Origin of the sequence: Streptomyces sp. NPDC002573 (assembly GCF_042889625.1) — a bacterium.
Taxonomy (GTDB): domain Bacteria; phylum Actinomycetota; class Actinomycetes; order Streptomycetales; family Streptomycetaceae; genus Streptomyces; species Streptomyces gibsoniae.
In genome coordinates this window covers 1-9556 of sequence record NZ_JBIARC010000149.1, presented here as the reverse complement: position 1 = coordinate 9556, position 9556 = coordinate 1, and the positions used below count along the sequence as shown (strand labels likewise).

The following is a 9556-nucleotide window of genomic DNA, read 5'->3' as shown; positions in this document are numbered from 1 at the left end:
CCGGCATGACCGCCCAGGTCACCGGCGGCGGCCCGGGTACCACCGGCATCTACTACGACGACGTGTACAACCACGCCTTGCTCCCGGCCGGCACCGCCAACTGCAAGGGCGTCAAGCCCGGCGCCGAGGTGGACATGACCGAAGACATGGACAAGAACAAGGCCTCCCTCGATGCCGGCCAGGGCCTGAAGAACCTGCCCGGCAGCATCCTTCAAATGACTGGCCGGCCGCAGAGCCTGCTCGACCCGAGCAAGCTGCCCGTCGACCCCACGACCTGCAAGCCGGTCTATCCGCACTCGTACCTGCAGGTGAACACCGTCTTCAACGTGGCCCGCCAGGCTGGCCTGCGCACCGCCTGGTCGGACAAGCACATCGCCTACGACATCCTCAACGGCCCTTCGGGTACGGGCATCCAGGACCAGTTCTCCCCGGAGATCAACAGCGACGCCAACGGCTACCCGGCCGGGAACGACTGGACCACCGACAACAAGGCGACCGAGCAGTACGACAGGTACAAGGTCAAGGCCCTCCTCAACGAGATCGACGGCTACGACCACAGCGGCAGTCACAAGGTCGGCACCCCGGCGATCTTCGGCATGAACTTCCAGTCGGTCTCCACCGCGCAGAAGTTGCCCTCCTCCGAGGGCCTCAAGGGCGGCTACGCCTCCAAGGGCCTCCCCGGCCCGCTGCTGCAGAAGAACCTCGACTACGTCAACACCGAGGTCGGCGCGATAGTCAAGGAGATCCAGGCCAAGGGCCTGGCCACCAGCACGGACATCGTTCTGTCGGCCAAGCACGGCCAGTCGCCCACCGACCCCAAGGCTCTGACTCGCGTTGACGACGGTCCGCTGCTCGACGGGCTCAACGCCGCCTGGAAGAAGAAGCACCCAGGCGCCGGCGATCTGGTCGCGCACTCCGTGGACGACGACGGCATGTTGCTGTGGCTGAACGACCGCTCCGCCGCGGCCACCTCGTTCGCCAAGCAGTACCTGCTGTCGCAGAGCGGTACGGGCACCGACGTCAACGGCAAGCCCACCAAGTCCTTCACGAACGGCGGGCTCAGCAGGGTCTACGCGGGCAGGGAGGCGGCCGCGTACTTCGGCGTCAAGCCCGGTGACGCCCGGGTCCCGGACCTGTTCGGCATCGCCAAGTACGGCGTGGTCTACACGGGCGGCACCAAGAAGATCGCCGAACACGGCGGCGCCCACGCTGACGACCTGAACGTCCCGCTCGTCATCACCGGCGCAGGCACCCCCGCCGGCGTGGTCAAGTCTGCTCAGGTCGAGACCACGCAGATCGCTCCGACGATCCTGTCCCTCCTGGGCCTGAACCCCCACAACCTGCAGGCCGTCCAGAAGGACCACACACAGGTCCTGCCGGTCCGTTGACCCTCGGCAACCTGTGACCCCGGCTCGGGTGGGCCGCACGCAGAACGGCGTGCGGTCCACGCGAGCTCATTCGAGGGCGTCAGGTGCTGATGTGCCACGGCCTGCTGGCAAACCCGAGCCCGGTGAGGAGCCCCTCCTTGCGATGAAACCGCAGGTAAGGGGCTTCTTCGGTACTGCTCCCTTCTTCTTGCCCTGGGTCTTGTCGGGGATCTTGGGGAGCTGGGCTTTCCCTGCTCAGGAGCGGTGGGCTCGTGTGCCTGGTACTCGTCGTTGGTCGCCTTTGGTCACTGTCGAGCGGCCTCGGACAGCCCAGCCTCGGCGTACTCAACTACGGCCGACACCTTCAATGCCCTGCCTGAACCTCAGTCGGCGACAGTCAGCCACGACGGCGGGCGCACCGACCGACCACGCACGCGTATGCCTCGCTGCATCCCCACCGCCCTCGGCCACGCTACCGATGCCGTCGACCGGTGCAAGCCGTACGTGACGACGATGCCTGAGCCCTCAGCTTAGGAAGGTCGACTGGTTCCCCGCTGTTCCCCGTACGATCTGGCACGCGTCTGGCACGAATCATTCGTCATCGCACCTCTCCAAGACCAGGCCTACGGAGCCTTCTTCGAGCCCGTTGTTCTCCTCCAGGTGGAGATGAGCACCGTCCGGTGTGCCGTCCTGGGCGAGTGTGAGGAGGTGGTCGGCCAGGGTCTTCAGCCCGGCAGCGTTGGCCTCAATGACGATCTCTTCGCCCAGGCTGCGGACCTCGATGCGCGCACCCTCCTCCCATGTGAAGACTCTGGTGGTTCCATCGGTCATCGCACTCACGTGAGTGTTCATCGAAGGAGCAGCGCTTGGTTCAGGGGCCATACCCCAAGCATCGCGTACTCAGAGCAAGCCGCGGCCGCGGCACTGTACGGCGAGACGCGGGCGACGACTTCTTCGTCCCGAAGCAACTTGGGTGGGAGCTGTGCCTGGGATTGGTGTGCTCCTCACCTGCGTCGACGGTCCGTACGCGTTCGCGCTCGTTCGCCGTTGTCCGTCGGCGTTGTCACGCAGTTAGACACTCACCCCCGACCGTGCCCTACTTCTTGCGACGCTTGCCCACCCTCTTCTTCAGTTGGGCCTGGCCGCGCTTCGTCCAGTCGCCTTGGTGTAGGTAGCAGCGTGAGTGCCCTTCAGCGTCTTGTTCTGGCAACGCCTTCCGGACGCCGTCGGCCAGCCGCGCTTGCTCTGCTTCCACTCGCCCACTGTGGGTAGGGCGCATACCCAGCGGTGTGAAAGCTCCATGCCCGCGCGAGTCGGTACAGCACGTCGCGCGGGCTGGCTTTCAGTGTCCGTTGGTGCTCCAAGGGGCCGTGTACGAGGCCGTTCACGTGCGTTCATGGTCGGCTTCCCATACGCTACGGCCCACGGCACGCCGCCCTCATGGTCAGGGGGGAGCATGGTGGAGCAGCTTCAAAGGCTGATGGGGATTCTTGGAAACGGCTCTGTCCGCAGTTCCGTGAAGGCCATCAGTTTGGCCATGGCAGGACGGTGAGCTCCGGCCACTCGTTCTTCCAGCGGGCCGCCTTGGTCTCATAGACCTCCCTCGGAGCAAGGACCGGGTTGGGTCGAACGATAAGGTTGAACGTGTCGGAGAGCCCGTGAGGCGCATAGACGCGCCACCCTCCATCGGGTTCCAGCCGGACGCCGAGACAACACGTCGTCGCAGCGAAGCAGTCGATCGCGGACTCGGTGGACTCGTGCGGCGGACAGGGCACCCCGAACTTCTGCTCATACCAAAGGTGCACGCGGGCTTCGTTGCGGATCTCCACCTCGGCCGGCAGGTCAGCGAACACCTCCTGACCCGCCTTGATCACGGCATCTTCCGCTTCCCAGGAGAGGTCGCTGCTGTCGAAGTAGAAGACGTCGTAGTCCTTGATGCCGTTGGCCGGGGGCCTGCCGGTGGCCACGTTCCACACCGTCTGGAACAGACAGCCCGCCGTCACGTACCAGCCGGGCAACTCCAGTGTTGCCGCCCTGGTCATTACGCCAGTCAAGATCTCGTTCTGGGAGAGCACGGATCGCAATCCGTCGAGTTGCTCAATGAGAGGAAGTCGGCCAAGCATCCGCCTTGCCTACCACGATCATTCCCCGAGCATCACGGCTGGGTGAGGATGCGCGTCCGGAGAAGTTCGAACGAGGCCCGGCCATACATCGCCCTCTTGAGCGTTTTCACCCGGTTCACATGCCCTTCGACGACGCCGGAGCTCCAGGGCAGGGTCAGCCCGGCGGTGACGGCGTCGAGGTCCTGGCGGAGGAAGCCGGCGAAGCCCTTCATGGGCTTCGGCGCGTCCTGCTCGGCCTGCCGGATCCACTCCAGCAACAAGTATCCGCGCTGGTGGCGGACCAGGTCGGCGAACGCCCGAGCGAGATCGCAGGCCCGGGTGATGTCCGGACAGGAGAGCCGGACTTGAAGAAGTCGCTCGTCCTGGCTGCCGGTCAGTGTCTCCCTCGGCCGCATGATCCACGAGGTGATCTTGCGAGGGCTCGGGATGTCCGCCCGGACCGGTTCGGCGGTGCCCGCGCGGAGGGCGGCGAGGTGTTTGCGGACGACCTGGCGGCTGCCGCGGTAACCGCGAGCCTGGATCTCCAGGAACAGCCGGGTGCCGCTGACCTGGCCTTGCGCTTCGGTGAAGCGGGCGTTGAGGTATGCCTTGAACGGTTCCAGGACGCCACTGGGGCGGCGCTCGCGGGCGGAGGCCAGCAGCTCGTCGAGATCGGTGTCGCGGAAGCGGCGCACGGTCTTGCGGTCGAGGTTCAGACGACGGGCGATGGCGCTGATGGTCCAGCGTTTGTCCAGCAGGCGGTGGATGTCCTCGTAGCGGTGGCGGGTGCGTTCGATGATCTGGGTGCGGGGCAGTTCCGCGGGCGGTAACAGCATCGGTGGCGCCTCCGGCACCTCGGTCACCGTCTCCTCCTCGGCACGTTTGCGCAGGCAGTCGCGGTGCTGGTGGCAGGTCTTCTCCACCGCGACGGACAGGTTCTGCAGCAGGTGCCAGCGATCTGCGACTTCCAGGGCATGAGGGGCGGCTTCCTTGACCGCCTTTGTGTAGGCGGTGGCCCGGTCCCGGCAGATGATCTCGGCTCCGGGATGCTGGGTGAGCCAGGCCGCGAACGTTTCGGAGGTGCGGTCGGGCAGTACGTCCACGACCCGGCCGGCCTCGACGTCGACCAGCACGGTGCCGTAGGTGCAGCCCTTGCGGAAGGCGAACTCATCCACCCCCAGCACCCGCGGCGCACGGTCCGACACCCTCGGCGCCGTCAGCAGCCTGAGCAGCCGAGTCTTGCCCGCGGTCAGCCGCAGTCGGCGGCACAGCCGTGCGGCGGGACGGCCGCCGAGCTCGATCGCGATCGACCGCAGCCAGCCTGTCAGCCCGGTGCTGGAGCGGCGGTGCCGCTCGGACAGGCCCAGCACCTGCTCGACGAACGCCTTACGAGAACAGCTCTTCCGGTCACAGAAGTACCGGCGGACCCGCAGCCGGACTATGACCCGGCGGGAACCCAACGGCCTTTCATGCAGGTTCCGTTGGTACGAGCTGTGTATGCGCCTCGCCTGTTTCCCGCAGTCCGGGCACCGCCCCGGGCGAGCGGTGGACACCGCATCCACCACCAGGACGTCGGAGGAGCCGCTGACGCGCTCCACTCGCACATCGATCCCGGGAAACAGCACAGCCTCGATCGCCTTGCTCGTCACACCAGAAACACTCTGCCGAAACGATCCCTCGTTCCCCTCGCTGACCTGGGGTTTCACGAGACTGCGGACAGAGCCTTGGAAACGACCGGTGTTGCTCCCCGCCTCACTTGATCCAGTTCTCAACGACCGGGGAGGGTTGGCAGGTATCACGCCGGCGACAAGCCGGTACCGCGAGGGTGGTCAGGTGCAGCCCGTGCTCGCGGCCCTACTCAAGGCTGTACGAGGCTCTTCCGGGCGGACTTACGCCTCTTCCGCGGGAATGGCCGGCCGTGTCGCGTAGCGGCTGCGCATCGCGTCGCTGGCTGCGGGGCCCGCGGTGAAGACGTAGGCGGCGCTGTCGTCGAGTCGGCGGCCGGTTTTGGCGTCGACGACGACGGGCTCGACTTCCTCGCCGCTGCGCGCGTCGACGAGGATCATGCTGCGCTCCGTCGGCGTGAGGCGGGCATTGCCCCACGCGGCCAGGGCGACGATCACCGGGCGCAGCGAACGCCCGAGTTCGGTGAGTACGTACTCGTGCCGGACGGGGCTGGTCTGGTAGGGCCGGCGCTCCAGCAGACCGTCCGCGACCAGGGTCTTCAGCCGGGTGGTGAGCATGCTGGAGGAGATGCCCAGGCTCTCCTGGAACTGGTCGAAGCGGGTGTAGCCGTCGAAGGCGTCGTGGAGGATCAGCAGTGTCCACCACTCGCCGACGTGTTCCACCGTCGTGGACAGCGGGCACTCCCGGTCCTCCAGCCTGATCCGGCTTGCCACGGCGACCATCCCCTCAGTTACTGCTAAAGTCGAAGTTAGTAGGTTCTATTTTAGCAGTCGGGACGGGAGCGGCGCCCCGCATACCCGCGCCCGGGAACGGAGCACAACGTGACCACATCCATCAGCGAATCCCTCGAAGGCCGACGCGCTCTGGTCACCGGCGGCACCAAGGGCACCGGAGCCGCGATCGCCCGACGGCTCGCCGAGGCCGGCGCGACCGTGCTGGTCACCGCCCGCAGCCGCCCCGACGACGTCGAGGAGAAGACGTTCATCACCGCCGACCTGTCCACCGCCCAGGGCGCCGCCCACGTCGCCTCCGAGGTAGACGCCCGCGTGGGAGGCGTCGACATCCTGGTCAGCACCCTCGGCGGCTCCGAGGCACCGGCAGGAGGATTCGCCGCGCTCGGCGAGGACGACTGGGCAAGGGAGCTGAACACGAACCTGCTGGCCGCCGTCCGCCTGGACCGCGCACTCCTCCCGCACATGATCGCCACGGGCAGGGGCGCGGTCGTGCACGTCACCTCGATCCAGCGCCGCATGCCGCTGTGGAACGGGACCCTGGCCTACGCCGCCGCCAAGGCCGCCCTGACCACGTACAGCAAGGGCCTGGCCAACCAGGTCGCCCCGCACGGCGTCCGCGTCAACACCGTCTCGCCCGGCTTCGTCCAGACCTCGGCCGCGGACAACCTCGTCGCCCGGATCGCCGGCGACGCCGGCATCAGCCAGGAAGCGGCGCTGGGCCGGCTCATGGACTCCCTGGGAGGCATCCCGCTCGGCCGTCCCAACCGGCCCGAGGAGGTCGCCGAGCTCGTCGCCTTCCTCGTTTCCGACCGCGCCTCGGCCATCGTCGGCGCCGAACACGTCATCGACGGCGGCACCACCCCCACCGTCTGAACCCGCCACCACCGTCAGGAGCGTCATGCACGACAACCAGCCCCGGACCATCACCCCGGACGACCTGCCCGCGGTGATCACCCGCTACCTCACAGCGCACCGCGCCCACGACACCGCCACCGCGCTCACGACGTTCACCGACGACGCCACAGTGATCGACGACGGCAACACCTACCAGGGCAGCACCGCGATCGAGCGGTGGCTGGACCGATCAGCCACCGAATTCACCTACACCATCCAACTCACGAACGCCCAGCAGACCGACACCGCCCACTACATCGCCATACACCACCTCGAAGGCAACTTCCCCGGCGGCACCATCGATCTCCACTATCGGTTCACGCTCCGCGACGACCTCATCGAACACCTCGCCATCGAACCCTGAACCCGCTCCCCCACCACCTGTTCCCCCCACAAGAGAGATCCCACCCACCCCAGACCGCCCCGTCCCAGCCCCCGTGCCCACCCAGCCACCCGACCAAGAACCAGCCCTCAAGTTCGGCATCCACCCGCAGATCAGCACTTGCACGCCTGAGGAATCAAGGCGAGCAACTCCGGGGCCATCCTCAGCACAGGGTGAGGAGATTCAAAGATCCCCATCAAGGCTCGGTGTCCGCTACGGCGAATGCGTACAGAAGCCCGTGCGTTTCCGTCCAGGAACGTGGCGCCCGCGGTTGGCGTCGCACAGGGCGGCGCATGTGCTCGATATCGGCGTTGAATCTGCGAGTGGGCCGGGCGGTGACCGTCTCATCGAGCGGGGCGACTTGGCCCGTCTTCGTGACCACGCTGGTGATGACGCCGACGGCCTGCGTGACCTGTTCGTGGCTGTCATGATCTGGGGCTCAGGTACCACCAACGGACGTGGGCCGCAGTACACCGAAGCGGCCCTGTCCGACCCGAGTCCTCCGGACCACGCGCGAAGCGGTCCGAGGCGGAGACCTGAGTAGGGCCTACCGGCAGTTTGGCTTGAGTGGCTCCTCTTCCATCTGAACGGTCGTGTGGACGAGACCTGAGCTTGGGAAGCTCGTGTCTCCTGGCCCCGGTCGCCCTGATATCTGACACAGACTGGGGGTACCCGCCTCGCAGCATGGCCCATAGCCGAGTCCGGTACGCGGTGACAGCAACGGAGAACCAGATGAAGGCCCGCCAATCAGCAGCCCCGCCGACGCCAGCGCCGGTTCCAGCGGATGAGCAGCCCGCCGAAGTCCTCTCCGGCCGCTACCGGTTGGGCGCGAGAATCGGATCGGGAGGCATGGCCGACGTGTACGAGGGCGTTGACACGCGCCTTCGGCGGCCCGTGGCCGTCAAGGTATTCCGGCCCGGCACGGACCCGCAGACGGAGGACCGTCTCACCGCGGAGGCCGTCCTTCTGGCCCGCCTGCAGCACCCGGGACTGGTCACCGTCTACGACGCCGGCCGCCACGACGACCGCACCTACCTGGTCATGCAACTGATCAAGGGCCCCACGCTGCGCAGCCTTTTGGCGTGTGGAGCGCTGCCTGAGAGGCGTGTGGTAGACGTGGGCGCCGCCCTCGCGCGGGTGCTGGCCTATGTCCACCGGGCCGACGTCGTGCACCGAGACATCAAACCGTCGAACATCCTCCTCGACTCGGCCGGTGCTCCTCACCTGGCTGATTTCGGCATCGCGCGCCTGGCCAACGCCACCCGCCATACGGCAGCGGACGTGCTGATAGGCACCGCCGCCTATCTGGCACCGGAACAGGTTGAGGGCAGGCGGATCGGGCCGGCCGCCGACGTCTACGCGCTCGGCCTGGTCTTGCTGGAGTGCTTGAAAGGCGAACTGGAGTACCAGGGCACCCCTTTGGAAGCGACAGTCGCCCGCCTACACCGCCCACCCGAAGTCCCCACTTGGCTCCCCTCGGAACTCGCGGCCCTGCTGCGGGCCATGACCGCCCAGGACCCAGAGGCCCGCCCGGACGCCGAGCAGTGCGCGCAAGCCCTCGCCTCCCGGCACGCCGGACCTGATCCATACCCCCTACCGCTCTCGGCGCCCTCCGAGGCGCGCCTTGCGACGCCGCTGGCCGCTCACCCCGGAACGGAAGAGCACATACGCTCTCAGGAGGCGGCAGTCACCCGGCGCAACCTCCCCGGCGGCACTCGCCACAGCCGTCGCCTGGCAGCGGGTACGGCCCTGGCCCTCTCCGTGGCCCTAGGCGCGACTCTTGCCGTCACATCGAGCACTAGCGGAAGCGACGACCGGGCAGCAGCGACGCCCGCCGAAACCCCCTCGCACCCGCCCTCCGATACGGCGACTGCCAAGAGCGGGCCCGGTGCCCTCCCACTCACCCGATCTCACGGGGCTCAGCCCCCCTCTAGGGCATTCGGTGCGTCCCACCCTGCGGCTGCGGCAACCGGATCCCATGCCCAACCCGTCTCTAGGACACTCGGGGCTTCTTATCCGGCGGCTGCCCCGAGCTCGAGCCGCAGCGCCTCTGCACCGCCCGCGAGCTCGAGGCCGCCCGGATCGGCATCACCGCCGCCACGATCCGTGCCGACCGCAGCCGGGGCCGCTGGCCCGAGCCGGACGACACCTGCGGCGGCGCCAACCGCTGGCACGGCGCCCCCATCACCAAGGCCCTCGAAGGGCGGCGCCGCTACCGGCGCACCGCCCAGCCCAAGCCCGACGCATTAGAAGTCGAGGACCAAGCCCGCCCTGCCGTCACATGCTCAACCTTTCAGAGCAATTGTCAATTCCTGTGGATCGCTGGGTTAGGGCGAGGGGTTGGCGCCTTGGATGACTTGCCATCCGGAGGCCAAGGTGCCCGAAGTGAGA

9 protein-coding genes are annotated in these 9556 nt (G+C 67.5%); 5 read left to right on the top strand and 4 right to left on the bottom strand.

Annotation, left to right across the window (positions count from 1 at the left end; genetic code table 11):
• The coding region (locus ACFYX0_RS45590) for an alkaline phosphatase family protein (RefSeq protein ID WP_388981142.1) at window positions 1-1388 on the top strand (1388 nt) is incomplete at its 5' end.
• A gap of 570 nt (window positions 1389-1958) precedes the next feature.
• Here the strand turns inward: ACFYX0_RS45590 and ACFYX0_RS45585 are convergent.
• The 4 genes from ACFYX0_RS45585 to ACFYX0_RS45570 all read right to left on the bottom strand — a co-directional run bounded on the left by ACFYX0_RS45585 (window position 1959) and on the right by ACFYX0_RS45570 (window position 5877).
• Window positions 1959-2198 carry a hypothetical protein gene (locus tag ACFYX0_RS45585; protein ID WP_388981139.1) on the bottom strand — a complete coding sequence of 80 codons (240 nt, stop codon included), beginning with the start codon at window positions 2196-2198 and terminating at the stop codon, window positions 1959-1961.
• 695 nt (window positions 2199-2893) lie between these two features.
• A complete protein-coding gene (locus tag ACFYX0_RS45580) occupies window positions 2894-3490 on the bottom strand; it encodes a nucleotidyltransferase family protein (protein ID WP_388981136.1) in 597 nt (198 codons plus the stop codon).
• A 32-nt stretch (window positions 3491-3522) separates the two neighbouring features.
• Window positions 3523-5022, bottom strand: coding sequence for an ISL3 family transposase (locus tag ACFYX0_RS45575; protein WP_388981145.1), 1500 nt, complete (start codon window positions 5020-5022; stop codon window positions 3523-3525).
• Window positions 5023-5358: 336 nt separating this feature from the next.
• Window positions 5359-5877, bottom strand: coding sequence for a winged helix-turn-helix transcriptional regulator (locus ACFYX0_RS45570; protein ID WP_388981133.1), 519 nt, complete (start codon window positions 5875-5877; stop codon window positions 5359-5361).
• Window positions 5878-5976: 99 nt separating this feature from the next.
• Between ACFYX0_RS45570 and ACFYX0_RS45565 the strand changes: the two genes are divergently transcribed.
• The 4 genes from ACFYX0_RS45565 (at window position 5977) to ACFYX0_RS45550 (ending at window position 9415) form a co-directional block, all read left to right on the top strand.
• Window positions 5977-6762 (top strand): SDR family oxidoreductase, encoded by a 786-nt coding sequence (locus ACFYX0_RS45565; RefSeq protein WP_388981130.1) that lies wholly within the window; start codon window positions 5977-5979, stop codon window positions 6760-6762.
• A 25-nt stretch (window positions 6763-6787) separates the two neighbouring features.
• Window positions 6788-7147, top strand: a complete 360-nt coding sequence (locus ACFYX0_RS45560) for a nuclear transport factor 2 family protein (protein WP_388981127.1) — start codon at window positions 6788-6790, stop codon at window positions 7145-7147.
• Window positions 7148-7220: 73 nt separating this feature from the next.
• The gene (locus ACFYX0_RS45555; RefSeq protein WP_388981124.1) at window positions 7221-7709 is read left to right on the top strand and encodes a hypothetical protein; all 489 of its coding nucleotides are present in this window, start codon (window positions 7221-7223) and stop codon (window positions 7707-7709) included.
• 140 nt (window positions 7710-7849) lie between these two features.
• Window positions 7850-9415, top strand: coding sequence for a protein kinase (locus ACFYX0_RS45550; RefSeq protein ID WP_388981121.1), 1566 nt, complete (start codon window positions 7850-7852; stop codon window positions 9413-9415).
• Window positions 9416-9556 lie beyond the last annotated feature (141 nt).

What these genes read in the sequence shown, in the direction of transcription:
- ACFYX0_RS45585 (WP_388981139.1), bottom strand. Translation starts at nt 2,198, where the DNA reads ATGACCGATGGAACCACCAGAGTCTTCACATGGGAGGAGGGTGCGCGC.
- ACFYX0_RS45580 (WP_388981136.1), bottom strand. Translation starts at nt 3,490, where the DNA reads ATGCTTGGCCGACTTCCTCTCATTGAGCAACTCGACGGATTGCGATCC.
- ACFYX0_RS45570 (WP_388981133.1), bottom strand. Translation starts at nt 5,877, where the DNA reads ATGGTCGCCGTGGCAAGCCGGATCAGGCTGGAGGACCGGGAGTGCCCG.
- ACFYX0_RS45560 (WP_388981127.1), top strand. Translation starts at nt 6,788, where the DNA reads ATGCACGACAACCAGCCCCGGACCATCACCCCGGACGACCTGCCCGCG.
- ACFYX0_RS45550 (WP_388981121.1), top strand. Translation starts at nt 7,850, where the DNA reads ATGGCCCATAGCCGAGTCCGGTACGCGGTGACAGCAACGGAGAACCAG.